Origin of the sequence: Shimia sp. Alg240-R146, assembly GCF_947331465.1 — a bacterium.
Lineage (GTDB): Bacteria > Pseudomonadota > Alphaproteobacteria > Rhodobacterales > Rhodobacteraceae > Shimia.
In genome coordinates this window covers 1,189,452-1,214,506 of sequence record NZ_CAMZOK010000002.1, presented here as the reverse complement: position 1 = coordinate 1,214,506, position 25,055 = coordinate 1,189,452, and the positions used below count along the sequence as shown (strand labels likewise).

Here is a 25,055-nt window from a genome sequence, read left to right as displayed (position 1 = left end):
GGCCAGCCTCCGTCGCAGCGCACTGCGACTCCCCCAGGATATGTTGGGCAAGAGGAAAATGCAAAAAAGGCCCGCCAGTTGGGCGAGCCTTGTGATGTTGGGGTGTTGTTGGCGCTTATTGGTCGAGCTGCACCAGCGCGTGGCGTTTTTTGCCGGCGCTGAGTTTGATCGGCGATGCCAGGGCGGCGGCGTCAATCATCAGGCCAGCATCGGTCAGCGGCGCGTCGTCCAGTTTGGCGCCGTTTTCCTTGATCAGGCGTTTGGCGTCCTTGCCGGATTTGGCAAGACCGGTTTTCACGATCAGCTGCACGATGGAGATGCCATCGCCGAGGTCCGCGGCCGTCAGGGTCACTGTAGGAAGGTCATCGCCAATGCCGCCTTTTTCAAAGACTTCGCGGGCGGTGGCTTCGGCTGCGGCAGCCGCGTCGGCACCGTGGCAAAGCGTTGTAATTGCGTTGGCGAGAATGATTTTGGCGGCGTTGATTTCGCTGCCTTCCAACGCGCCGAGGCGGTCGCATTCATCCACCGGCATTTCGGTGTAAAGCTTGAGGAAACGGCCGACGTCGGCGTCAGTGGTGTTGCGCCAGAACTGCCAGAATTCGTAGGTCGAGCGCATTTCCGCGTTCAGCCAGATCGCGCCGTCCGCCGTTTTGCCCATTTTTTTGCCGTCAGAAGTGGTCAGCAGGTGCGAGGTTAGGCCAAAGACCTGACCGTCATCGACGCGACGGGTCAAGTCGATGCCGTTGACGATATTGCCCCACTGATCGGAGCCGCCAAATTGCACCATGCAGCCGTAGCGGCGGTTCAATTCAAGGAAATCGTAGGCCTGCAGGATCATGTAGTTGAATTCGAGGAACGACAGAGATTGCTCGCGGTCGATGCGCGATTTCACGCTTTCAAAGCTGAGCATGCGATTCACCGAGAAGTGCCGGCCGATATCGCGCAGAAATGTCAGGTAGTTCAGATCGTCCAGCCATTCGGCGTTGTTCAGCATCAGGGCATCGGACTGGCCGTCACCGTAGTCGAGGTATTTGGCAAAGACTTGCTTGATACCCGCGATGTTGTCGTCGATCTGTGCGTCAGTTAGCAGAGGGCGTTCGTCGGCGCGAAAAGACGGGTCGCCCACTTTGGTGGTGCCGCCGCCCATCAGGGTGATTGGTTTGTGGCCGGTTTTCTGCAACCAGCGCAGCATCATGATCTGGATCAGCGAGCCGACGTGCAGCGATTTGGCCGTGGCATCAAAGCCGATATAGCCCGGAACCACACCGTTCAGCAGCGCATTGTCGAGCGCCTCATAGTCCGTGCAATCGGCCACAAAGCCGCGCTCAAGCATCACGGTCAGAAATTCCGATTTGGGCTGGTAGGTCATGGTGTCGATCCCGTATTGTCAGTGAACCTGTGTATAGGCGGGGATGAGCAGAAGGAAAAGGCCATGATGAAGGCCAATGGCGGCGAAAAATGGCTGCGGGCGCTGGGGGCGATGTCGGGCACATCTCTTGATGGGGTGGATGCGGCGATTGTCGAGACCGACGGCGTTGTGATTCATCACTTTGGCGCCAGCCATTATCGGGCCTATTCACGCGACGAGCAGCAGGTTCTTGAGGCCGCGTTGGGCCATTGGTCGGGACCAGAGGCTGAGGCGGCGGCCAAGGTTGTAGAGGCCGCACACGTTGAGACGCTTGGCGCGTTTGAAGGCGCGGAGCTGGTGGGGTTTCATGGCCAGACACTGGCGCATGAGCCGCAGGGACGTGGCACTTGTCAGGTGGGTGACGGGCAAGCGCTTGCAGAGGTGCTCGGCGTGCCTGTGGTTTGGGATTTCCGCACAGCGGATGTCGAGTTGGGCGGTGAGGGCGCGCCTTTGGCGCCGTTTTTCCATTTTGCCTGCGCCAAGTGGTTTGGCGCAACGGAGCCCGTGGCGTTTTTGAATTTGGGCGGCGTTGGCAATTTAACGTGGGTTGATCCGTCCAAATCGGGGCCTGAAGAGGTCGGTGCGTTGTTGGCGTTTGATACGGGGCCAGCCAATGCGCCGCTAAACGATCTGTTGCGGGCGCGGCGAGGGATGAATTTTGATGAGGGCGGCAGGGTGGCCGCCGATGGGACTGTTGCGACCGGCGCGTTGGAGCTGTTTTTGCAGGAGGCGTATTTCTCACGTATGCCACCTAAATCATTGGATCGTAACGATTTTCCAGAGATGATGGATTTGGTTCGGGAATTGTCAGATGAAGACGCGGCGGCCACGATGACGGCGATGTGCGCGGCCAGCGTGGCACAGGGCATGGCGCATTGCCCGACGCCGCCGAGCCGCGTGTTGGTGACCGGTGGTGGTCGGCACAATCCCGTTTTGATGGAGATGTTGCAGGTGTCTCTGGATTGTCCGGTGGTGCCGGTTGAGGACGTCGGGCTGGACGGAGATATGCTGGAGGCGCAGGCCTTTGCCTATTTGGCGGTGCGTGTTGCGCGCGGGTTGCCAACAAGTTGTCCGGCGACGACCGGTGTCATGGCACTGGTTGGCGGTGGCACGGTGAGTGAGCCTGAAGGGTAACGCGCAAAAGTTAGTGAAGGTCGGTTTGATACATGCGGTGGAAGTCGGTGTATCCGTCTGACGTACTTTGAAGGTGCGGTTTGAGCGCTTGGTGAAGGTCTGGAAGATGATGGAAGGGCACGTTGGGGAATGCGTGATGTTCCGCGTGATAGGGCATGTTCCACGCCAGAAATCGTACCACCCGGTTGGTGAAAGTGGTGCGGGAGTTTTCCAGCATGTTGGCGACCGGTGGGCAGTGGCCGTGTTCGGCAAGCAGATAAGCGCGCAGGAAAGGCTGGCCGATGAGGCTGGGCAAAATCCAAACCCAAAAAGCCAGCGGTGAGACCAGCAAGCTGAGAAAAACGAGTGCGTAGAGCATGAGCAGAATGCGGGCCTCCATCCGGACTTTCGCGTGCTGACGGAGTGGCAGGTAGGTGGCGGCGAGTGGGCCAAAGGCGTTTTGCACAAGCCCCGAGGCCATGCCACGCCAATAGCCCCAACCGGAGAGATAAATGAGGTAGGCGCGCCACGTCTCGGGTCGCGGGCCGTCGGCGAGTTCAGGGTCGTTTTCAGGGTCATTGGTGAACTTGTGATGAGCCATGTGAAAGGACCGAAACCAAGTGAACGGAAGCAGCAAGGGCAGGGCGCAGGCATGGCCGATCAAGCGGTTAAGCCAGCGTGTGGCAAATGGTGTGTCGTGCGTGCATTCATGGCTGAGCGTGAACAAAAACGCCCAAAGTATGCCAAGCGGCAACAGCATCAGTGGCCAATAGGGAAAGCGCAGGCCAACCCACAGCGCACAGAAAAGCAAGGCGCCAAGATAGAGCGCAAGATGGCGCAGGCCTTTGGCATCGGAGCGGGATTGCAATGCGGCGCGGTGGTCCGGCGCAAGCTGTGCCAGCGCTTGCTTGTGGTCCAACGGTGCGGTCATCGCGGGATGTCGAAACCGGGAGCGGCAAGCGTGAAGCCTTCAAATTGGAACGCGGGTGACACTGTGCATCCGACCAGGGTCCACTCGCCGGTGGAACGCGCAGCTTGCCAATGGTTTTCCGGCACAATCAGTTGTGGGAATTGGCCGCTGTTTAGATCCGGGCCAAGCGTGTGATCCGTGGCGGGCCCTTGATCGGTGTCAGCAAGCGACAGGATCAGCGGAGCGCCCGCGTAGAAATGCCAAATTTCGGCGGCATCAACGCGGTGCCAGTGCGAAGCCTCACCGCCTTTGAGCAGGAAATAGATCGCGGTGCCAGCGGGGCGGGTGCCATCGGGGGCGTCGGCGATCCATGTCTGGCGATAATGGCCTCCCTCTGGATGAGGGGCGAGGTTGAGTTGGGCGATGATCTGATCTGCGGTCATAACGGCGTCCTGAGAGTTTGCCCCATTGGGGCAAATGCCACGCTTATGGGCAAGCGGTTTCTCAGGTCAATTTGTTAAGCGCGTCACGTGTGGCCTGACCGACTATGGCAGGGGCCTCAAGCGGCAGCAGGTGCCCGAAGTCGGGCAACTGGGTGTAGCCCATGTCAGGACGCGCGGTCTGTAGCGCTTTGGCAATGGCGGGGTCCATAAACAGCGACGGCTTTCCGGTGATGATCTGGGTCGGAACCGCGATACGTTTGAGAGTCGGAAGAATGTGCGGCGGGGTGGCATATAGGTGGGCCTCCCATTCGCGAGGATATTCCAGTTTCACACCATCTGAGCCTTCGTCGGCCACGGTGAGCGCCTCGACAAGCTGGGTCAGGGTCGCGTCATCAAAACGCCGATAGGCACGAGAGGCGCGATAGTCGGCATAGGCAGCTTCTTGATTTGACCAGCGCGTAGGGCCGCGCAGCACTTCGGCAGCCGGGCCGGTGGTCTGGCGCAAGCGGTAGGGCACCATTTTGAGCATGAGATGTATGCGTTTGGTCACGCCTGAGGGTTCAATCAGCACCAGACCCTTGAATAGGTCAGGGCGTTTCACGGCGGCCATGGCGGTGGTCGCGGCGCCGATAGAGTGCCCGACAGCAAGCACCGGTGCATCCTGTGTGGCCTCAATCCACGCGATCATGTCGTCGGCGAACTGATCCCAGCCGCGCTTGCGGTTCGGCGGCGGTGCGTTCTGCCACAGCGGGCGCATGGCCAAAGCCTGCACATGAACATTTTGGGCGACGTCTGTGATGAACGGCAGATAGCAACGCGGCCCAAGAGCGGTTGCGTGGTGGAACACCACTTTGGGTCCGTCGGTGTTGCTGTGCCAAGCCGCGGCCGTGCCGCCGGTGATCTGTGTGTGATGCCAGTCCATATTCATGGCGCAACGCTATCGGTTGTCTTGGGGACAGCAAGGATGACGTCACGACGGAATTTGTGAGTCTATTGCTGACACAATCTGCTCTCTTTCTCTTGAAACGGAGGCCGCGATCGTTCACATAGCTTGAAATTTGGCACTGAGGAGAGGGATAGCGCCATGACAATCACCGAGGCAGAGTTGAGCCAAGCGCGCGAAAACTGGGGCGCAGGGCTTGTGGCGATTTCCAAAGCTTATGACGAAAGCGGTATCGACGCTGCGCGTTCTCTGGCGGAAGAGGTGATTGATGCCGCTTATGGATACGACGCTGGTCCAGTTCTCTTTAAACCCACGCTGGCCAGCGGCGAGCAGACGTTCCGCCCAACCAAAAAAGGCGCTCTGAGCTATTTTGTAGCCCATGACGACGAGTACCCGCTGGATGGCGGATTTGCGCTTTTGGGATGGCGTGAGGTCGCGCTGCAACCTGCGACAAGTTTTATCGAAGGCGATGTGGCCATGTGGCAGGGCTGGGGAATTTTTACAGACAAAGACGGCAATGTGACCAAGGCCAATAAAAGTTTTGCTTACAAGAAAGATGCTGATGGCGTGCTTCGGATTGTCCTGCACCACAGCTCGTTGCCATATCAGCCCTGATATTGTCGCCAAAGATGATTTCAGAACCCCGCCTTGGTGTGGGGTTTTTTGTTTTTGAGATCTGGAAGGCGCGTTCAATCCGCGTTGGATCGGCGAAACCGCAACGGTGTTTGCCCGGTTTGCGATCGGAAAAAACGGGTAAAATGGGATTGGTCGTGATAGCCGAGACGTTCCCCAATATCGGCGACCGACAGCTTTGAGTCTTTCAACATATCTTCGGCGACATCTATACGTAACCGTTTGATTTCTTTTGAAAGTGTACTGTCTTGCAGCCGCAATGCGGCCTTCAGGCGAGGTGGAGGAATGCCAAGTTCATCTGCGTAGTCAGTCAGCGAGAGAGTCCGGTCGTCGAGGCGCGGTCTGGCGACACCGCGTAGGGCTTCGATAATTGAGATATCCGCTCCGGCATCTGTGGTTGAGGCGATGTTTTCCGTGTCTCTTTGCGTGAATGGCAGGATGAGCCAACTGCTGGGAAACCTGAGCGCCAGCCCTGAGATATTTCGAGATGAGACCTGCGCGCCCATAGGTGTGTGCGGCACGGTGTGGGGAAACGGCGTCAACAGAGTGACTTTGGATCCATCCCAGCGGCCAGCCAGAACGAGGCCCAAAAGGCGAAGGTGCAGACCGATCCCGAACCCTTCCACTTGTTCCGGTAGGTTTTGAGTCTGCACGTTGCGGTTCACCGAGTATGTCGCGTGCTGTGCGGTAACTTCGAGGCTGTGACGCACGGAGCTGGCTTGTTGCGGGACGACCGAAAGGAAGCGCGTGTAAAAGTCGCCGACAGTGCGGGCCCGGGCCAGCGCGTCTTTGGTTGGCTGCCACTGACGTAGGTCAAAGGCTGCGGCAACGTGGAAGCCGAAATGGGGATCTTTACAGAGCGCAGCAGTCCTGTTGGTGAGACCGTATATCACTTCTGCATGCAGGGTTCTTTCGGGATCTCGAAGGTCTTCGCGGGTCAGGCCGTATTTTTGGAGTATGGGACGGGGATCAACGCCACGCGCCCGCGCCGTTTCGATGAACGGCAGAACCAAGACTGCACGGATGAAACCGTCATGTTTGCTGGGCATAGAAACCTCGTTGGTCTGCGTGATTAGGGCCTGACCGAACGGAGGTTTTGGCCATTTTTTGTGATAAGGTAGAAAATTTCATCCAAAATTGGCCGGAACTTCGTAGCTAATCAACCTATACTAACTTTTTTAGCGGGAGAATTGCGATGAACAGGGAACTATTGGTTGGCGTTGTAGTGGCAATCGCGGGGATGATTTCCACAACCGCTCAGGCCCAAGAAGCCATGCCGCAGGTGTTGTTTACAAACGTGCATGTGTTTGACGGAGTGAATGAAGCCCGGATCGAAAATGCCTCGGTATTGATTGAAGGCAATCTGATCAAAACGGTGAGCACTGATGCGATTGACGCACCGGACGCGCAAGTGATTGACGGGGGCGGGCGCACGTTGACGCCGGGTTTTGTTGAGACCCATGCTCACCTTATGCTGATGGGTCCAAGTCTGAGCGCGATGGAAGCAAACACAACTTGGGAAGACTTTGCTATTCATGGCACCAAGATGGCCGAGATGTATTTGATGCAGGGGTTTACCACAGTGCGCGATGCGGGCGGAGCAAACGCCGGTTTGCGCCGTTGGATTGATTCTGGTCAGATTATGGGCCCAAGGTTTTATCCGTCCGCAGCTTTTGTCGGCACGCGTGGTGGGCACGCCGACTTTGCCACGTTTACATCTCCCCCTGGAGCATCAACTAACTTTAGCCGCCTAAACTTGTCTCAGGAAGTGAGTGGCGTGGACGATATTTATAAGTACGGGCGCAATAACTTTCGAATGGGTGCTACCCAGTTAAAATTTATGCAATCGGGCGGCGTGGTGTCTGCTTTTGATCCTTGGCAGCTATTGGCGGGATCGCCCGAAGAAATCGAGGCTGCCGTACAGGTTGCAACTGAGTACGGGTCGTATGTCATGGCACATTCTTACCGCAAAGAAGCGATGATGAACGCGCTGAATGCTGGCGTTATGTCGATTGAGCACGGATTTTCCTTTGACTGCGAAGTGGCCGAGAAAATGAACGAGATGGGGGCGTATATTTCGACCAACTTGACGGCGTTTGACCCGGGGCTTTTGGATGTGCCCGCAGTTAAAAACCAGCCTGCAAGCCTTGCCAAGGCTATTTCTGCGTCGGCAACGTTTGAGAACTACATTCCCAACATGAAGAAATGCCCTGTGAAACGTGGCTTTCAGACCGATTGTGTCGGGTCCGTTGAGGCCTGCAACATCCAAATTGCTTATGAAAAGCATCTGAACAACGAGTTTTTTGGGCCTGTGCAATCGATGGTGACGATCACGTCAATCGGTGGGGAAATGGTGGCTTTGTCTGGCGACTTTATGAACCCGTACGCTGAAGGGAAACTGGGTGTGATCGAGGAGGGGGCCTATGCGGATATTTTGCTAATTGATGGCAATCCACTGGAGGATTTCTCAGTTGTGGGCACTGGGGATCAGTGGTTTGGCGCGGATCCACGTCCCGACAGCCCTGAAACCATCCGTATCATCATGAAGGACGGCGTAATCTATAAGAATACGCTGAACTAAATGGTTGGCGGGGCGGCTTTACCTCGTGTCGCCCCGTCCAATTTGGGGATGCTATCTTGAGATATTTGTTAAAAATTGCGTTGACCTGTTCGATCGCCTTGGTTGGCACTTTGGCGCGCGCGCAAGTCGGGCCTAATATTGAAGAGTTGGCGAAAGAGTTGGCCAACCCCGGTGCGGCCAACGCCACGCTAAATTTCAAACTGGAATATCGAACCTTTGATGGAAATTTGTCAGGGGCCGACGATCAGAGCAGTACGACGTTGACGTTTCAGCCGGTTCTTCCGTTTGTGTTGTCCAATGGCAATACCCTGATCTTCCGACCTGCGTTCAGCTATGTTTGGGGACAGCCGCGCTATGACAACGGTAGGGGGCGTTTTGAAAACATCAGTCGATTTGGCGATATGCCGTTTGATCTGTTGTATTCTTGGGGGGCTGGGAATTGGACATTTGGGGCCGGTGCTGTTGGTTCCTTTCCCTCGGGCAACAGCCTGTCGTCGGAAAACTGGCTGCTTGGTCCAAGCGCCCTTGCCGTGCGCACAACCGATTGGGGCGTATGGGGCGTGTTTCCGTTTCACAATGAGAAAGTGGGCGGTAGCGGACCCGCTACATCGATCACGTCACTGCAGTATTTCCTGTTCTATGGTCTCGGAAATGGATGGTTGATTGGGACAGGACCAACCATGAGTTACGACTGGAATGCGCCTTCAGATGAGGCGTGGACCGTTCCGGTGCAAGTTGCGGTGTCAAAGACCACCAGCATTGCAAATAGAATTGTGAAACTGAATTTTTCTGTGGAGAAAAATGTGGTCAAGGCGGACGCCTTTGCCGAAGATTGGACGTATTCGTTTACAATAAGCCCTGTTATGAAAAATCCATTTCAGAAAGCTCCGCCTTCGCCAAAAGATGCCATAACTCGGGCGGCTGTTTTGGCGCCGATCAAGAATTAAGCTGGAGTGTCCCACATGAAAAAGATGATTTCTCTTGTTTCGATAGGCAGCCTCTGGTGTTTGACCAGTTTCGCGTCCGCGCAGGGGTTGAGCGGTCCATCGTCGGTGGGGGCCGATCTCGCGCCGGGGGACGGGCTGACAGATCCGCAGTTTCGAAGCGATTTCCCACGCCGCGTGGCTCCTGGTTGGTTTGCATGGAAAGACGAGCTGGCGGAGAAGGGGCTGAAGTTCAACTTTGACTATCTTGCCCTTGGCCAATGGGGGAATGCCGATCTTGGGGTTGGTAAAGCCAGCGGCGGGATTGCCCGGCTCTATGGAAGCTGGCAAGCGACGGAACGCGGCAGCCTGACCTTCAAGATTGAGGATCGGCACAAGTTTGGTTCCGTGGCGCCGCAGTTTCTGGGGCTGGATGGTGGCGCTTTGTCGATCACAGGCACAGCGTTCAACGGCAGCGGCACGATGCTGACCAATCTGTTCTGGACGCATCGGGCAGAGGGTGGCAATTGGACGCTGCAGTTCGGGCAGTTGGACGTGACCGATTTTCTCGACCTTTATGGGGCAGTGAGCCCCTATTCCGGCTTTCAAAACCTGGCGTTTAATACCAACCCGACGATCAATGCGCCAAATCCGGGTTTGGGGATTGCTGGTGGGTTTAGATTTAGCGACAACGTCTATGTGGTCGCGAGTCTCGCGGATGCAAATGCCGATCCGACAGAGCCTGACCTTGATGTGTTTGATCACGGCAACCTCTTTAAAAGTCTCGAAGTTGGATACACGTCGAGCCCGGACCGGATCTACTTTGACAACATCCACCTGACGATTTGGCATGCAGATGCAGCCAGTGATGGGTCGCGGGCGGAAGACTATGGTGCGGCGTTTTCGGCGGCGTGGTTTGTCGACAATAAGTGGATGCCGTTTTTTCGTGCAGGCATCAGCGAAGGCACGGCAGCTCTTTATGACAAATCGGTCTCTGCGGGTGTGGCCTATTATGGCCGCAACACGGATGCGGCGGGCGTGGGTTTGAACTGGGCGCAGGCACGGGGCATCTCCGGGGATCAGGTCACCTTGGAGGCATTCTATCGGTTCAGCATTTCACCGGGATTGCAGATCACGCCGTCGGTTCAGGTGATTAGCAACCCATTGCTGAACCCGGGCCAAGATGTGATCACGTTGTTTGGCTTGCGTACGAGGATTGTGTTTTAGGACTGCAGGGGGGCTGGCCGCGGTTTTTCGGCCAACTTGTTCCGCAAAAAAAGCCCCGCACAATGGCGGGGCTTTTGCAATTCTAAAGGGACGCGATCACTTCAGGACCGAGCGGCCTGCGTATAGCGCGGTTTCGCCAAGCGCTTCTTCAATCCGGATCAGCTGGTTGTATTTCGCAAGACGATCAGAGCGCGACAGAGAGCCGGTTTTGATCTGGCCGCAGTTGGTGGCAACGGCGAGGTCGGCAATCGTGGCGTCCTCGGTTTCGCCAGAGCGGTGGCTCATCACGTTGGTGTAGCGCGCGCGGTGCGCCATATCGACGGCTTGCAGCGTTTCGGTCAGCGAGCCGATCTGGTTCACTTTGACCAGCATGGAGTTCGCCACGCCTTGTGCAATACCGTCTGCAAGGCGGGTTGGGTTGGTCACAAAGAGGTCGTCGCCCACCAGCTGTACCTTGTCACCGATCATGTCGGTCAGAAGTTTCCAGCCTTCCCAGTCGTCTTCGTCCATGCCGTCCTCGATCGAGATGATCGGGTAGTCGGCGCAAAGGTCTGCGAGGTATTGGGCGTTTTCAGCAGATGTCAGCGATTTGCCTTCTCCAACCATCTCGTATTTGCCGTCTTTGTAGTACTCAGAGGAGGCGCAATCGAGCGCGAGGTAGATGTCTTCGCCCAGCTTGTAGCCGGCTTTTTCCACCGAGGTTTTCACAAAGTCGAGCGCCACACGGGTGGATTCAAGCGCTGGCGCAAAGCCGCCTTCGTCACCGATACCGGTGTTGTACCCTGCGGCAGACAGTTCTTTTTTCAGGGTGTGGAACACTTCGGCGCCCATGCGGATGGCTTCGCGGATGTTGGCCGCGCTGACGGGCATGATCATGAATTCCTGAATGTCGATCGGGTTGTCAGCGTGTTCGCCGCCGTTGATGATGTTCATCATCGGCACTGGAAGAACGCGGGCCGAGGTGCCGCCCACGTAGCGGAACAACGGTTGCGCAGTGTAGTCTGCGGCGGCTTTGGCGGCGGCGAGAGACACGCCGAGGATGGCGTTCGCGCCAAGGCGGCCTTTGTTCGGAGTGCCGTCCAATTCAATCATCGCCTGATCCAGAGCAACCTGTTCGGTGGCATCCATGCCGACAAGTTCTTCGGCGATCTCACCGTTCACGGCGTTCACCGCTTCGAGCACACCTTTGCCCATGTAGCGGGTCTTGTCGCCGTCGCGTTTCTCGACCGCTTCGTGCGCGCCGGTCGAGGCGCCAGACGGCACTGCGGCGCGGCCAATGGTGCCGTCCTCGAGCGTTACGTCGACTTCAACGGTGGGGTTTCCACGGCTATCGAGGATTTCGCGGGCATAAATGTCAATAATGGTGCTCATGATGAGGCGTTCCCTGAACTGGCCAATTGTTGGCGCAGTCATAGCAGGGGGGAGGCAAAAGTAAACGGTGTTTGGTAGCGCTAACGGGTGATTTTGGTGAGGTTAGGGCTAACAGTGACAGGATGGCCCATTAAGCAGCGTCGCGGGCAAGGGCGCGTTCGCGCAGAAAGGTATAAAGCCCCGCGAGCACAATCAGGCCGGAGCCGGCCAGCGTCGACCAGTCGGGACGCTCGCCAAGGATCATAACGCCCAGCGCCATTGAGAAGACCAGACGGGTGTAGCGGAAGGGCGCCACAGCAGAAGCTTCGCCAATGCGCATGGCAGTCACGATGCACCAGTAGGCTGTTGCACCAAAGAGAGCGGCGCCGGCATAGCGGGCCAGTTCTGACGGTGCGGGGGGCAGAAGTGGCGCGCTGGACAAGACTAGCAGGATTGTTCCGGCAATGAAAAAACCGAGGAAACCTTGGAGGGCGACGACATGGGATGACACTGAGGGATCGATGCCACGGGTCAGGATGTCGCGCGTAGCGATGCCCAAGACCGCGCCCAAAACCAGCAGAGAGCTGACATCAAAACCGCCCATCCCGGGTTGGACGATCAGAAGCACACCCAAAAATCCGACGGCCACGGCGCTCCATCGGCGCCAGCCGACGGTTTCGCCAAGAAAAATCGCTGCAAAGAGTGTGAGTACCAGCGGCATAGCCTGAAAGATAGCGGCAGCGGTGGAGAGATCGATGCGGGACAGGGCGATGGCAAACATGACGCCGCTAGCGGCCTCGGCAGCGGAGCGCAGCAGAAGACGCGGCGTCCAGTTTATGCGTTTCAAAATAGGCGTTCGTGTTATCAGAGCTATCGCGAGAAAGATCGTGGCTGATCCAAGACCAAGGCCCATTAGAACCTGTCCGGGATGCAGCGTGACGGTGAGCTGTTTGATAAACATATCCGCAACCGAAAAGCCGAACATCGCGGCGACGATAAGAAGGCTGCTTTTGACGTTGTGCATCGGGGACTCGCAGATGTTGGACGCATCTGCATGGCGTGTTCGGCGCGCAGGAGCAAGCGGATATGTGTTGGTGTCGCGCCGAGGCGGTAGCTTTACAGCGGTCTGATCTTAAGTCCTGTGATCCGGTTGGCGGTGCGGTCGATGACCTCAAAACGGAAGCCATGGAAGGAAAACACCTGACCGACGGTGGGGATCATCTGTGCTTCGTGGATCACCAGACCCGCAACGGTGTTGGCCTCTTCGTCCGGCAGGTTCCAGTCTGTTGCGCGATTGAGGTCGCGGATGGTCATGGCGCCTTCGATCAGGAACTGGCCGTCGTCGGATTTGCGGATCGGATGGTCGGTGTCTTCGTCAAACTCGTCGGTGATCTCGCCGACGATTTCTTCGAGGATGTCCTCAAGCGTGATCAAGCCTTGCAGCGAGCCGTATTCGTCCACCACCAGTGCAAAATGGCTGCGGCGGCGCAGGAACTGACGCATCTGGTCATCAAGCGAGGTGGTTTCCGGAATAAAGTAAGGCTCTTTGGCGACCTCTGAAATGTCGAGGGTAAAGGCGCTTTCGGCGTCGCCTCCGGATTCTGACACGCGGTCGGTGATCGCGCGAAACAGGTCTTTGGCATGCACCACGCCGATGATGTTTTCAGGATCATCCTTGAACACCGGCAGGCGTGTGTGATTGCTTTCCAGACATTGGTTCAGGATGTCGCGTGGGGCGTCGTCGGCGTTGATCATCTGGATGCCGGAGCGGTGCAGCATGATCTCCTCAACCGTGCGGTCAGACAGGTCGAGCGCGCCGAGAATCCGGTCACGGTCTTCTTTTTCGACGACGCCTTCGGAGTGGCCAAGTTGGATCGCGCCGGCGATCTCTTCTCGCACCGCGAGGATGTGGCTGTCAGGGTCGGTCTGCACGCCGAATATGCGAAGAACGCCACGCACCAGCCAGCGCACTGCGGTCACCATCGGGGCAAAGACAGTGACGATCATCCCGATGGGGCCGGCGACAGCAGACGCCGCGCCTTCGGGACGGGTGATGGCATATGTTTTGGGCAACACCTCGGCGAAGATTAGCACCAGAAGCGTCATCACCAATGTGGCCAGCGCAACGCCGCTTTCGCCAAAGGCGCGGGTGAACAGCGCAGTGGCCAATGAGGTTGCCAGAATATTGACCAGATTGTTGCCCAACAGGACCGAGCCGATCAGACGTTCGTTGTCTTCGGTGATTGCCAAGGCGCGCGCCGCCCCGCGGGAACCCTTGTTGGCCTGCGTGCGCAGCTTGCCGCGTGAGGCGGCCGTGAGCGCGGTTTCAGAGCCAGAGAAGAACGCCGACAGCAGCAACAGAGCGGCAATCACACCAGCGGTGATGAAAAAAGCAGAGTCAAAAGTGACGGTGGGCTCCATGGTATCCTCTTATGGCCAACAGGTTTGGTTATGGGCGCAAGGGGTAGGTCGCGCAAGAGGGAGACGCATTTAAGTCTTCGTTAGCGCAGGCGGGATATCGAGTGGGCGAAATCACACAAATGGAGATACCGAAGATGAAAGCCCTAGCCCTTGTTGCCCTGATACTTCCCGCCGCCGCGATGGCTGATACCCCTGCAGTGTCTTTCTTGACCGAAGACTACGCCCCTTATTCCTGGGTTGAGGACGGCAAAGCGGTTGGTCATGGCATCGACCTGATCAATGAGGTTGCCAAGCGGTCAGCCTTGTCGCACACGGTTGAAATCACCAAGTGGACACGCGCAATCGCTCTGGCGGAAAAAGACGCCAATACCTGTGTGTTTTCCACCGCCCGCACCGAAGAACGTGAACCTAAGTTTCAGTGGGCCGGTCCGATGTATGCCGAAAGCACGTTCCTGATTCAGAAAAGTGGCAACAACGCGGATGTCAGCACGCTGGAGCAGGCGCTGGCCAAGACAATTGGCACCCAAGTTGGGGACTTCACTGTCGATTTGCTGAAAGACCTGCAAGCCAGCAACGTGGACGCCGCACCGGATCTGCCAAAGACCATGATGAAACTGGACGCCGGCCGCCTTGACTATGTGATCCTTGGTCAGGAGAGCGCCAGGACGATGACCGCTGACAACGCGGATCTGGAAATTGCAATGGAAGTGTCTAAGGACGAATACTACATCGCATGTTCGCACAGCACGCCAGCGGATGTGGTTGCGAAAATCGATGCGGCCATGAACGAACTGATGGCGGACGGCACGCAAGCAGAGATTGTAGCCAAGTACTGAGGCACCCTCTGAACGAGACAATGAACGAGGTCTGAGCTAACGATTTGGCCTCGTTTTTGTTTCTTTCCAACCGGTTACACGAAAAGTATTTCAAGTTTACGAGGGCTTTAGGTTTTGCCGCGACTAATCCGGCAGTCATAAATCACAGGAAATACACTCATGAAAACTTTGGCAATTTGCGCGCTGGCGCTGACGACGGCAACCGTAGCTCAGGCCGCTGACGTGAAACTGTTCACCGAAGACTACGCCCCCTACAACTATCTCGACAACGGTGAGCTGACCGGCCACGGCGTCGACATCATCAAAGAGGCATTGTCGCGCTCCGGCGTGACCGCCGACATGGAAGTCACCAAATGGTCGCGCGCCATTACTAAGGCGGAGAAGGACGCGGACACATGTGTGTTCACCACCGCGCGCACACCAGAGCGTGAAGAGCGTTTCAACTGGGCCGGCCCGATGTATTCCGAAGCGATCTATCTGATCCAGAAAATTGGTGCCAACGCGGATATCGACTCGGTGGATGCAGCTCTGACCCAGAAAATCGGCACCCAGACCGGCGACTTTGCTGTGGCCCTGATGGACCGCATGGGCGCGTCTGACATTGATCTGGCACCCGATGCGGAAATGACTCTGAAAAAGCTGCACGCAGGCCGTGTGGACTACATGGTGGCGCTGGAAAGCGCGGCGAAGGTCGCGATTGACGGTGGCGGCATCGAAATCGCGATGGAAGTGTCTCGCAACGAATTCTTCATGGCGTGTTCCAAGGCAACCAACGGTGAGGTCATCGCCAAGATGGACGCGGCGATCGATTCAATCCTTGCGGACGGTACTCAGGCCGAATTCATCGCCAAGTACGAATAAGCCGAACGCGAATGCGTAGGAAAGGCCGGACGACATGTCCGGCCTTTTTGCGTTTTGGCAGACCGAGTGCGGCATGGCGGAATTGTGAATTTCAATTGGCTGCGGCGCACGGTAGGCCAAGGCATGAAGATGAAAGATTTAGGCGTACTTAGCGGCGATGTGATGCTGTTTGGTGGTCCGTATTCGAATATGCAGGCGACAACGGCCGCCTTGAACGAAGCCATCGCACTGGGGATCGCGGCCACAAACGTCATCTGCACGGGCGACGTGGTCGCGTATTGCGCGCGTCCGGCGCAGACCGTGGCGCTGGTGCGGGACGCTGGCATCACGGTGGTTGCGGGAAACTGCGAACGTCAGCTGGCGGCAGGGGCGATGGACTGTGGCTGTGGCTTTGAAGACGGCACAACCTGCGATCTGTTGTCCGCTGGGTGGTACGCCCATGTCGACAAAGAGATCGGCGCAGGTGACCGCGCGTGGATGGCTGGATTGCCGGATGTTGTGGTGTTCACACACTTAGGGCGGCGCGTTGCGGTGATCCATGGCGGGGTCACGGATATTGCCAGTTTCATTTGGTCTGTGTCCACCGACGCAGCGTTTTCCGAGGAAATTGCGGCGCTTCAAGAGTTGGTCGGCAAGGTGGATATGGTTGTGGCGGGTCACAGCGGCTTGGCATTTATTCGTGATGTAGCAGATGTGCGGTGGGTCAATGCGGGTGTGATCGGAATGCCGGCGCATGACGGCACACAGGACACGTGTTTTGCGGTTTTGTCAGACCGCGGCGTGGATATTGTGAGTTTGCACTACGACTCGGACGCGGCTTTCGCAGATATGCAGCAGATAGGTTTGCGGCAGGGGTATGATCGGGCGTTGATGACGGGCTATTGGCCGTCAGAGGATGTGTTGCCGCCGGAATTGCGTTTGCCGGATTTTGCCAACGGGTGATGGTCGTTCACCAAAGTGCGCAGGCGTTCGTCCAGCACATGGGTATAGATTTCGGTTGTGGCGACATCTGCATGGCCCAAAAGCGTCTGGATGGAGCGCAAATCTGCACCATTGGCCAGAAGATGCGTGGCAAACGCGTGGCGCAGCGTGTGCGGCGTAACTTTGGCCGGGCTGACACCGCCTGCGACGGCAAGGTCTTTGATCAATTGATAGAACCAGTGACGGGTCAGATGACCGGCTTTGCCGCGCGAGGGGAATAGAAACCGTGATGGGGGCAAACCTTTGGCGCGTTTTTCGTCTTCGGCGTCATCGCGGATCGAAAGCCAGGCGGCCAAAGCGGTGCGGGCAGGTGGCGACAGCGGGACCATGCGTTCTTTGCCGCCTTTGCCCATCACAAGCAACATGCGCGGATCACCCCGCGCGGCGGAAACCGGCAGGCTGACCAGCTCTGTCACGCGCATGCCGGTGGCATAAAGCAGTTCCATCAGGCAGGTGTTGCGCAGCTTGTCAGTTTTGCTGCGTCCAGTGACGCGGGCAGCGTCCAAAAGGCGGTCGACTTCGGCCACATCAAGCGTTTTTGGCAGGCGCTTGGCGCGCCCCGGACCTTTGATACGGATGGCGGGGTTGTCGCTGCGCCAACCCTCGTCAAAGGCAAAGCGGTAAAGCTGTTTGATCGACGACAACCGACGGGCACGGGTCGATTGGGCCAAACCCTGTGCGTCGCAATAAATCAGATAGCCTTCGAGTTGATCTTGCCCAGCGGTGTCAAAATCGCTGCTGTGTCTGTTAAGCCAGTCCGCAAAATCACGCAGGTCGCGCGCGTAAGCGTCTTGTGTGTTTTGCGCCATGCCCAATTCCGCCGCCTGTGCGTCCAGAAAGGTTGTGATCCAGCGCAAGCTGTCCATGGCCGCCTAGCCCCGCGTGTCCAGCAAAGCGACCTGTAGCGCTGCGCGGCGGGCGGTGTCCTCAAGGCCCACAGCACGCAGGGTCGCCAGCGCTTCGGTCAAGGCACGGGTGTCGCCGGCGGCCCCTTCGGCCATACGCGTCATGGCCGATAGGATGACCTCGCCCAACTGGCCGCGCGCCAGCATCGTCGAAAGCTCTTGCGGGACGCCAGCGCCGTGGAACGCGTCTGAGATGGCGCGATGTAGCGGGTCGGTCGGGGTGCGGGGCGGATTGCCGCGCGCCAGCCCGGCGAGGAAGTCGCGCGGTCCGGCCTGTGCAGCGCGTTCATAGTCTGAAGACAGCAGGGCGATGTCACGGGCCAACCGGCCGGTGGTGCCTTGCAGCGGTAACGTAAGCAATTCGCTGCCGTAAAGGCGGGCGAACGCGACCTCAAGATGTACCTCGCGCATTGCTGACCGTGCTGCGGGCAAGGTATCCGCCACCGCGCTGGCATCATTTGCAGCAAGCGCGGCGTCAAACGCCTGAAGCGCGGCAACCCGATCCCAGATCATACCAGACGCTGCGGGTTTGCGTTCGGTGTAAATGCCAAGCAGGCGGTTTTCCTGCAACGCGGAGGTGCGGGTGAGGCGTTCGGCAGCCTCGAGTTGTGCCTTCCAGCCTGCAGTGTCGCGCAGATCGGCATGGGCATAGGCGCGTGGCAGGCTGGCGGAGGTCTGCCCTTCACCAATCGCTTCGTAAAGACGAAACTTGAGCGGTGTTGGGGGACCAGCGGCGACCAACATAGGTTCGCCTTCAAAGAGCTCGGGATCAAGGAACCGCAGAAGCAGTGCGTCCATCTCTTCGGAGATCAGACCAAGTGCCTTGGCGGTGTCCAGTGTCAGCGCAGCGGCGCGCCAGTCTCCGGACCGCGCTGTGCAGAAGATCCGCGCCGGATAGTCGGGGGCCAGATGCGGTGCTTTCATCAGCGCGTCGCAGGCGTCGTCTTCTTGGCCCAACAAGAGCGTCACATCAAACCAGCGTTTGAACAAGGCCGGCGTTCGCGCGCCCGCAAGGTCGATCAAGGCGCCTGCCTGTTCCAGCGCGCCCATTTCCACCAGTTTGTCGATGCGTGCCAGCAAGACACCGTTGTTTGCGCCCACATCACGAGGCGCGTCAGCCTCGGCCAGAAGCAGAGTGTATAGCAGCGCCTGCATGGCAGGCAGCATTTCAGGGCGCTGCTGTTCAATCAGGTCACCCAGTCGGTTCGCCGACGAATTCGCCCATAAAGACCGCGGCAGACCGGTGACGTTGGATGGAAGTAGACCTACTGCGTCGAGGGTTTCGTCCGCGAGCGAGGTCACAGAAATTTGGGGGGTTTGCGCGCCAAAGTCGGCTTGTGGATCACTTGGCGTCAGCCCCATGTCCAACGTGACCGTTGGTTGTTGGTTGAGCCATTCAATCGCACTGAGAGGTGTGTCTTGCGCCCGTAGGCTGTTGGTGCCCAACAAAAGGCTCAGACAGGCGCAACCTAGTGCGGTTCGAAAGACATTTCTGGGCAAATCAGGAGCCATTCAACTCGACAGGAACACGGGTTTCGGTTTGGACCGGGCTGAAATCAGCCCCGAAAAATGGCCCCATATAGGCGTAAGCCACAAGGCCGATAATGCCCAGTAACAATAGAATCGCCAACGCTCTTACTAGTTTGCCCATGAAATTCCCCAATTTCCTGCCCGTTTTGGGAAACTTATAACTGGCAATTCCCGCGAGATCACGTCATTCAATGCCGAAGCGTAAATTTTGGCGAAGCTTGGCCGATCCCGGACGTGAAATGACCTTTGATCTAAAAAAAACTGTGGTGATGGTTGGCATGATGGGGGCCGGGAAAACCGCCGTGGGCCGCGCTGTTGCTGCAAAACTTGGCGTGCCGTTCATTGATTCTGATGCTGAGATCGTGAAAGCCGCAAATATGAGCATTGCGGAGATTTTTGAACGCGATGGAGAGCCGTTTTTCCGGCGCAAGGAAACCCAGATAATCGAGCGGCTGCTGGAGGAGGAACGGTGTATCCTCTCAACCGGCGGCGGGGCGTTCCTTTCGGAGGCCAACCGCGCGATGATTGCCGAAAAAGGTGTCGCGGTTTGGCTGGATGCGGATGTTGAGCTGTTGTGGACGCGGGTGCGCCACAAGGATACGCGGCCATTGTTGCGCACATCTGATCCACGTCGCACCCTGGAAGAGATTTTTGAGGCCCGCGTGCCGCTTTATAGCCTTGCGGAATTGCCGGTACCCGCAGAGGCCGGATTGAGCATAGAGCAAATGGCGGACCGTGTAATTGGTGTAATGGCCAGTCGCGATGATGTGCTGACGGAGAGCTGAGAAGATGATGGAAACTGTGCATGTGGGCCTTGGCGATCGCGCCTATGACATTCACATCGGACCCGGCTTGCTGGCACAAAGCGGGGCGTTAATCGCGCCTTTGCTGGCGCGCAAACAGGTTTGCGTGGTCACGGACGAGAACGTCGCCGCGCTTCATCTTGAGACGCTGAGAGCAGGGCTGGCAGCGGCGGGCATTACGATGGAAGCTTTGGTTTTGCCAGCTGGAGAGAGCACCAAAAGCTGGCGCTTTTTGGAGCAAACCGTGGAATGGCTTTTGGCGCAAAAGGTTGAGCGTCGCGATCTCGTGGTGGCCTTTGGCGGTGGTGTGATTGGCGATTTGACGGGCTTTGCCGCCGCTGTGTTGCGCCGTGGCGTGGGCTTTGTGCAAATCCCCACCAGCTTGCTTGCGCAGGTCGACAGTTCCGTGGGCGGCAAGACAGGCATCAACAGCCCCGCAGGCAAGAACCTTGTTGGCGCGTTTCATCAACCCAAGCTGGTGCTGGCCGACACGGATGTGCTTGGCACCATGACATCGCGCGATTTGTTGGCGGGCTACGGCGAAGTCGTGAAATACGGTCTTTTGGGCGACAGCGCATTCTTTGACTGGCTTGAAGCGCAGGGACCTGCGCTTGCTAAAGGGGATATGTCTGCACGTATCGCAGCAGTGCGCCGTTCCTGTGAGATGAAAGCCGAGATTGTCATGCGCGACGAGACCGAGCAGGGCGACCGCGCGCTGCTCAATCTTGGGCATACGTTCTGTCACGCGCTGGAAGCGGCGACCGGTTATGGCGACAGGTTGTTGCATGGCGAGGGTGTAGCTGTGGGTTGCGCTTTGGCCTTTGAACTGAGCGCGCGATTGGGTCTTTGCAGTCAGGAAGATCCCAGCCGTGTGCGACAGCACTTGCGCGAGATGGGCATGAAGGTGGATCTGGGCGATATTGACGGCGATTTGCCGGACGCCGAAGCGCTGCTGGATTTGATGGGGCAGGACAAAAAAGTTGTTGATGGCCAATTGCGGTTCATTCTTGCGCGCGGGATTGGTCAGGCCTTTGTGACTGCCGACGTGCCACGCGATATAGTGTGCGATCTTTTGGCTGACGAGTTGGCGCGGCGCTAACGGAAAAAGGCGCCGGAGTAAACCGGCGCCTTTTCTTTCCGTCTCAATCAGAGATCACATGAACAGGAAATCGCCTTCGGTGATGCCTGTGCCATGGAAGGTGATCGTGCCGTTCTCGCCGGTGATGGTGATTTCGCCGCCTGAGATTGTCGTGGCATCCATAACCGCTGCGAAGTCCGAGAACTCGCTGCTGTCGAGCACAATCATGTCGTTCCAGCGGAAGTCCAGAATGGTGTCGTCGCCAGACAAATTGGTGAACACAAAGTGATCGGCACCACCGCCGCCCATCAGTTCGTCATTTCCGGCGCCGCCGTCGATGGTGTCTTCACCAAAACCGCCACGAATGTGGTCGTTGCCGTTTCCACCTGACAGCATATCTGCACCCCGGTTGCCCAGGATGACGTCATGACCGTTGCCGCCGTCGATGGTGTCGCGGCCACTGTCTCCGCGCATCCGGTCGGCGCCGTTGCCGCCCGACATCAAGTCGTTGCCCCAGCTGCCAAACATGCGGTCGCTGCCTGCGCCGCCGTCCATTTGATCATCTCCGACACCGCCGCGCATGACATCGTTGCCGTCTCCGCCGAACATTGTGTCATCGCCCAAGCTGCCAAAGATCCGGTCGCTGCCGCCGCCGCCCAACTGAATGTCGTCTCCAAAGAAGCCGAACAGCACGTCGCGTGCCCCGCTGCCGACCTGAATGTCCTGGCCAAAACCACCAAACAGGAACTGCGGCGCAATGCTGCCAACATCGATCGGCAAAAGCACGCTGTCGATGACCTGTATGTCGCCGTTAACGGCTTCGATATCTGTTAGGCCGTCGACAAAGTTCGGATTTGGGCGATCAGGATCGAGGTCGACAAGGGTATTGCCGTCGATAACCAGATTGCCACCGGGAAGAGCGGTTTCCACGAGACCGGCTTCCTGAAGTTCCTCCAGAGACAAACCCCCGGGGCGTACGTGATACAGCAGGACTTCGCGCACAAGATCGATGCCCAGAGCGCCAACAAGTGCCGCAGGCAAATCAGCGTCCGCGACACCATGCGTGTTGATTCCCAGTTCCTCGGCCAAGGCGCGGAACGCGTCGTCCGTTGGGGCAAAAACCGTGAAATCATTGGCTGGGTCTGTGAAGAGGCCGACAAGCCCCGTGGCCACAAGCGCGCCGGTCAACGCCTCAAACGCGGGGTTGGTACTGGCGATGTCGGCAATGGTGGGCTGGGGTGTGACCTCGGCGACATCGATTGGCAGAAGCACACGGTCAATTACGTGGATCACGCCGTTTGTGGCGGCAATATCGGTCAGTCCGTCGACGAACTCGGGGTCCTCAACGTCAGGATCCGCATCGTTCAGCGTATCGCCATCCACACCAAACGACGCACCTTCCAGCAGGGTGTCAACGCTGCCGGAGTCCTGAACATCTTCGAGTGAACTGGACCCGGCCTGAACGTGGTAAAACAGAACATTGGTGAGCGTGTCCACGCCGAGCAGATCGACGAGGGCAACCGCAATATCCGTTTCGCTCATACCAGCGGTGTCGATGCCGAACGTGTCCTGTGCGAGGATTGTGAATGCTTCGTCCGTGGGCGCGAAAACGGTGAAATCACCGGGATTGGCGAAAGTTTCTACCAAACCCGCCGCATCAAGAGCGGCGACCAAAATATCAAAGTTGCCATTGGTCGCTGCGATTGTTGCAATCGAGTCGGTTGCTGCAGGTGCCGGCGTGGGGTCAGGCGTTTCGCCTCTGGCGGTGATTTCAACTAAGCTCATTTTAATTCTCCCTGTTGTTGCATTGAAGCAGTTACGGGGAGAGGCGTTGGCTGGTTTGTTAACGCGAGGTCACAAAAGCGTGTGGCTAAGGTGATCGACCGCGCGAAGGCCGCGCGGTCGAGCGGCTAAATTAGCCTGCGGCCCGGTTTATCAGGGTCAGCAGCAGTCGCGTGGAAAGCGCCATGTCCTGCACCGAGATCCATTCCAGCGGACCATGAATTTCCATCATGCCGGTGAATAGGTTGGGGCAGGGCACGCCCAGTTCCGTGAGGCGTGATCCGTCAGTGCCGCCCCGGATCGCGGCGCAGTAAGGCTCCATACCCAGATCCCGCATTGCGTCGCGCGCAAGATCGACAGGCGTCATGTCGTCTTCCAGCCAATAGCGCATGTTGCGGTATTGTTTGCTGATCTCGCAGGTGATTTTTGCCCCTGGAAAATCGGCCTCGGCTTTGCTGCATGCCGCTTTTAGGCGTGCACCGCGTGCTTCCAACCCGTCCATTTCGAAGTCACGCAGGATAAACCGCAGAGTGGTTTCAGAGCTGCCACCTTCTTGTGCGTAGACGTGCGTGAAACCTTCGGAGCCGTCGGTGGTTTCCGGTGTTGTGCCGTTCTCATCCAGAGCGGTCACAATGGCGGCGGCCACGTGAAGCGCGTTGACCATTTTGTCTTTGGCGTAACCGGGGTGCGCGGATACGCCGGTGATTGTGACCACACCTCCGTCGGCGGAGAAGGTCTCATACTCCATCGTGCCACGCTTTGCGCCATCCAGCGTGTAGGCAAAATCGACGCCAAAATCGGCAGGCAATTGGGCATCAACGCCACGGCCGATTTCTTCGTCCGGCGTGAAAGCGAGCCGAACTTTGCCGTGTTTCAGCCCCGGCGTGGTCAAAAGATGCTCGGCCATGGTCATGATGATCGCGACACCTGCCTTGTCGTCCGCGCCCAGAAGGGTAAGGCCGGAAGCGGTGATGATGTCATCGCCTTTTCGCTCGGCCAGATAGGCGGACGTGGTGGTGTTCAAGACCAGATCAGTGTTGTCCGGATAGGTGATGTCGCTGCCATCCCACGCATGGTGAACACGCGGTTTTACACCCGTGGCGTTAAATTGTGGCGCGGTATCGACATGCGCACAAAAGCCGATGGTTGGCGCGCTGGCGTCCGTGGCCGGAACTGTGGCGAGCAGGGCTCCGTAGTTGGTGAGTTCAATGTCAGATGCGCCAATCTTTTCCAGCTCAGCTTTCAGGTGGCGTTGTACATCCAGTTGAATCGCCGTGGATGGCTTGGACGGTGAATGTTCGTCGCTTTGGCTGTCGATGGCGCAATAGGCCATGAGCCGGGTTTCCAAAGCTGTGTCAAAAGGTGACGAAATGGTCATGCGTTTCCCCGCTGAATGTTCGTTCACTTTTGTTTTAGCGGGTTGCGAACCTGGTGGGTAGGGGGATTTTGCGTGTCAGGGAGTTGGGAGAGAAATTGGCGTGGCGGCTCGGTTTAAGCAAAGAAAAAGGCCGCGAAAAGCGCGGCCTTTGATTGGATTGTTACGCGTACTGGCAGGGATCAAAACGGGATTTCGTCGTCCAGATCGCGCGAAGGGGCGCCGCCGCCGCCTTGCTGGCCGCCGCCACTGCCGCCTCCGAAGCTTCCGCCACCTTGGTCATAGCTGCCGCCCTGGTCGTATCCACCACCTTGACCGCCGCCGCCAAAGCCGCCGCCGCCGTCACCACCGCCGGACCGACCGTCGAGCATGGTCAGAACACCGTCAAAGCCTTGCAGAACCACCTCGGTCGAGTACCGGTCCTGGCCGGATTGGTCCTGCCATTTACGGGTTTGCAGTTTGCCTTCGACATAGACTTTGGAGCCTTTGCGCAGATATTGCTCTGCGATGCGCACGAGGCCCTCTTGGAAGATGGCGACGCTGTGCCATTCGGTGCGCTCGCGGCGTTCACCACTGTTGCGGTCTTTCCAGGTCTCGGACGTGGCGATACGCAGATTGCAGACCTTGCCACCGTTTTGGAAGCTGCGCACCTCGGGGTCGCGCCCCAGGTTGCCAATGAGAATAACCTTGTTAACTGAGCCGGCCATGCGCCTTGTCTCCCGTGGAATCTGTTTTTGCTTCGGAACACCTTACACCATTGGAGTAGGGGGATGGAAAGCGGTTTGTTGGGGATGAATTGTAAATTGCTGTGGGGCGGCAAAAACTCACTTGGCAAAACTGTCTTCAAACGGTTTGGGGCGCCGTATCGGGGGGTGAGCCTTGCCACCATGCCTTTCGGCGCAAGGGGGCGCAACGTGATCTGTGTGCGTGCAGATTTTTTGCGTTTTGCGCA

At 57.8% G+C, this 25,055-nt stretch carries 24 protein-coding genes; 10 read left to right on the top strand and 14 right to left on the bottom strand.

Annotation, left to right across the window (positions count from 1 at the left end):
- Positions 1 to 115 precede the first annotated feature (115 nt).
- Entirely contained in the window at positions 116 to 1,369 is a 1,254-nt protein-coding gene (gene tyrS / locus PG871_RS15105) for a tyrosine--tRNA ligase (RefSeq protein ID WP_270730703.1), read from the bottom strand.
- A gap of 63 nt (positions 1,370 to 1,432) precedes the next feature.
- On the opposite strand from tyrS, the gene PG871_RS15100 reads away from it, so the two are divergent.
- On the top strand, positions 1,433 to 2,542 hold the full coding sequence (locus tag PG871_RS15100; RefSeq protein WP_270730700.1) for an anhydro-N-acetylmuramic acid kinase: 1,110 nt from the start codon (positions 1,433 to 1,435) through the stop codon (positions 2,540 to 2,542).
- Between the two features lie 10 nt (positions 2,543 to 2,552).
- Here the strand turns inward: PG871_RS15100 and PG871_RS15095 are convergent, their stop codons facing one another.
- The 3 genes from PG871_RS15095 to PG871_RS15085 all read right to left on the bottom strand — a co-directional run bounded on the left by PG871_RS15095 (position 2,553) and on the right by PG871_RS15085 (position 4,802).
- Positions 2,553 to 3,452 (bottom strand): fatty acid desaturase, encoded by a 900-nt coding sequence (locus PG871_RS15095; protein ID WP_270730698.1) that lies wholly within the window; start codon positions 3,450 to 3,452, stop codon positions 2,553 to 2,555.
- A complete protein-coding gene (locus PG871_RS15090) occupies positions 3,449 to 3,874 on the bottom strand; it encodes a cupin domain-containing protein (RefSeq protein WP_270730696.1) in 426 nt (141 codons plus the stop codon). The genes PG871_RS15095 and PG871_RS15090 overlap by 4 nt, the downstream gene beginning before the upstream one ends.
- Before the next feature lie 61 nt (positions 3,875 to 3,935).
- Entirely contained in the window at positions 3,936 to 4,802 is an 867-nt protein-coding gene (locus tag PG871_RS15085; protein ID WP_270730695.1) for an alpha/beta fold hydrolase, read from the bottom strand.
- A gap of 156 nt (positions 4,803 to 4,958) precedes the next feature.
- Between PG871_RS15085 and PG871_RS15080 the strand changes: the two genes are divergently transcribed.
- Entirely contained in the window at positions 4,959 to 5,432 is a 474-nt protein-coding gene (locus PG871_RS15080) for a phosphoribosyl-AMP cyclohydrolase (protein ID WP_270730694.1), read from the top strand.
- A 74-nt stretch (positions 5,433 to 5,506) separates the two neighbouring features.
- Here the strand turns inward: PG871_RS15080 and PG871_RS15075 are convergent, their stop codons facing one another.
- Positions 5,507 to 6,499 (bottom strand): AraC family transcriptional regulator, encoded by a 993-nt coding sequence (locus PG871_RS15075; RefSeq protein WP_270730692.1) that lies wholly within the window; start codon positions 6,497 to 6,499, stop codon positions 5,507 to 5,509.
- A 146-nt stretch (positions 6,500 to 6,645) separates the two neighbouring features.
- Between PG871_RS15075 and PG871_RS15070 the strand changes: the two genes are divergently transcribed.
- From PG871_RS15070 to PG871_RS15060, 3 genes are read left to right on the top strand one after another with little or no spacing between them, the layout of a single operon-like run.
- The gene (locus PG871_RS15070) at positions 6,646 to 8,031 is read left to right on the top strand and encodes an amidohydrolase family protein (protein ID WP_270730690.1); all 1,386 of its coding nucleotides are present in this window, start codon (positions 6,646 to 6,648) and stop codon (positions 8,029 to 8,031) included.
- Positions 8,032 to 8,087: 56 nt separating this feature from the next.
- Complete coding sequence (locus tag PG871_RS15065) at positions 8,088 to 8,978, top strand: hypothetical protein (protein ID WP_270730688.1); 891 nt, start codon at positions 8,088 to 8,090, stop codon at positions 8,976 to 8,978.
- A gap of 15 nt (positions 8,979 to 8,993) precedes the next feature.
- A complete protein-coding gene (locus PG871_RS15060) occupies positions 8,994 to 10,181 on the top strand; it encodes a carbohydrate porin (RefSeq protein ID WP_270730687.1) in 1,188 nt (395 codons plus the stop codon).
- A 96-nt stretch (positions 10,182 to 10,277) separates the two neighbouring features.
- Here PG871_RS15060 and eno read toward each other — a convergent pair whose 3' ends face one another.
- The 3 genes from eno to PG871_RS15045 all read right to left on the bottom strand — a co-directional run bounded on the left by eno (position 10,278) and on the right by PG871_RS15045 (position 13,952).
- Positions 10,278 to 11,552, bottom strand: a complete 1,275-nt coding sequence (gene eno / locus PG871_RS15055) for a phosphopyruvate hydratase (RefSeq protein ID WP_270730686.1) — start codon at positions 11,550 to 11,552, stop codon at positions 10,278 to 10,280.
- Between the two features lie 130 nt (positions 11,553 to 11,682).
- Entirely contained in the window at positions 11,683 to 12,555 is an 873-nt protein-coding gene (locus PG871_RS15050) for a DMT family transporter (protein ID WP_270730684.1), read from the bottom strand.
- Between the two features lie 92 nt (positions 12,556 to 12,647).
- Positions 12,648 to 13,952, bottom strand: coding sequence for an HlyC/CorC family transporter (locus tag PG871_RS15045; protein ID WP_270730682.1), 1,305 nt, complete (start codon positions 13,950 to 13,952; stop codon positions 12,648 to 12,650).
- Between the two features lie 134 nt (positions 13,953 to 14,086).
- On the opposite strand from PG871_RS15045, the gene PG871_RS15040 reads away from it, so the two are divergent.
- The 3 genes from PG871_RS15040 to PG871_RS15030 all read left to right on the top strand — a co-directional run bounded on the left by PG871_RS15040 (position 14,087) and on the right by PG871_RS15030 (position 16,591).
- Positions 14,087 to 14,788 carry a substrate-binding periplasmic protein gene (locus PG871_RS15040; RefSeq protein WP_270730681.1) on the top strand — a complete coding sequence of 234 codons (702 nt, stop codon included), beginning with the start codon at positions 14,087 to 14,089 and terminating at the stop codon, positions 14,786 to 14,788.
- Between the two features lie 159 nt (positions 14,789 to 14,947).
- Positions 14,948 to 15,649 carry a substrate-binding periplasmic protein gene (locus PG871_RS15035; RefSeq protein ID WP_270730680.1) on the top strand — a complete coding sequence of 234 codons (702 nt, stop codon included), beginning with the start codon at positions 14,948 to 14,950 and terminating at the stop codon, positions 15,647 to 15,649.
- Between the two features lie 66 nt (positions 15,650 to 15,715).
- Positions 15,716 to 16,591, top strand: a complete 876-nt coding sequence (locus PG871_RS15030) for a metallophosphoesterase family protein (protein ID WP_333559682.1) — start codon at positions 15,716 to 15,718, stop codon at positions 16,589 to 16,591.
- On the opposite strand, the gene PG871_RS15025 is transcribed toward PG871_RS15030, so the two are convergent.
- The 3 genes from PG871_RS15025 to PG871_RS15015 are packed head-to-tail and all read right to left on the bottom strand — an operon-like array spanning position 16,528 to position 19,186.
- Positions 16,528 to 17,496: a site-specific tyrosine recombinase XerD gene (locus PG871_RS15025; RefSeq protein ID WP_270730679.1), complete on the bottom strand. Its 969-nt coding sequence runs from the start codon at positions 17,494 to 17,496 to the stop codon at positions 16,528 to 16,530. The genes PG871_RS15030 and PG871_RS15025 overlap by 64 nt on opposite strands.
- A gap of 6 nt (positions 17,497 to 17,502) precedes the next feature.
- Positions 17,503 to 18,981: a hypothetical protein gene (locus PG871_RS15020; RefSeq protein ID WP_270730678.1), complete on the bottom strand. Its 1,479-nt coding sequence runs from the start codon at positions 18,979 to 18,981 to the stop codon at positions 17,503 to 17,505.
- Positions 18,982 to 19,036: 55 nt separating this feature from the next.
- The gene (locus PG871_RS15015; RefSeq protein WP_270730676.1) at positions 19,037 to 19,186 is read right to left on the bottom strand and encodes a hypothetical protein; all 150 of its coding nucleotides are present in this window, start codon (positions 19,184 to 19,186) and stop codon (positions 19,037 to 19,039) included.
- Between the two features lie 118 nt (positions 19,187 to 19,304).
- Between PG871_RS15015 and PG871_RS15010 the strand changes: the two genes are divergently transcribed.
- Together PG871_RS15010 and aroB are read left to right on the top strand one after the other, a co-directional pair.
- A complete protein-coding gene (locus PG871_RS15010) occupies positions 19,305 to 19,850 on the top strand; it encodes a shikimate kinase (protein WP_270730674.1) in 546 nt (181 codons plus the stop codon).
- Positions 19,851 to 19,854: 4 nt separating this feature from the next.
- The gene (gene aroB / locus PG871_RS15005; protein WP_270730673.1) at positions 19,855 to 20,967 is read left to right on the top strand and encodes a 3-dehydroquinate synthase; all 1,113 of its coding nucleotides are present in this window, start codon (positions 19,855 to 19,857) and stop codon (positions 20,965 to 20,967) included.
- Between the two features lie 54 nt (positions 20,968 to 21,021).
- On the opposite strand, the gene PG871_RS15000 is transcribed toward aroB, so the two are convergent.
- The 3 genes from PG871_RS15000 to ssb all read right to left on the bottom strand — a co-directional run bounded on the left by PG871_RS15000 (position 21,022) and on the right by ssb (position 24,810).
- On the bottom strand, positions 21,022 to 22,731 hold the full coding sequence (locus tag PG871_RS15000) for a fasciclin domain-containing protein (protein ID WP_270730671.1): 1,710 nt from the start codon (positions 22,729 to 22,731) through the stop codon (positions 21,022 to 21,024).
- Positions 22,732 to 22,861: 130 nt separating this feature from the next.
- Positions 22,862 to 24,100, bottom strand: coding sequence for a peptidase T (gene pepT, locus PG871_RS14995; RefSeq protein ID WP_270730917.1), 1,239 nt, complete (start codon positions 24,098 to 24,100; stop codon positions 22,862 to 22,864).
- 185 nt (positions 24,101 to 24,285) lie between these two features.
- On the bottom strand, positions 24,286 to 24,810 hold the full coding sequence (gene ssb, locus PG871_RS14990) for a single-stranded DNA-binding protein (protein WP_270730669.1): 525 nt from the start codon (positions 24,808 to 24,810) through the stop codon (positions 24,286 to 24,288).
- Positions 24,811 to 25,055 lie beyond the last annotated feature (245 nt).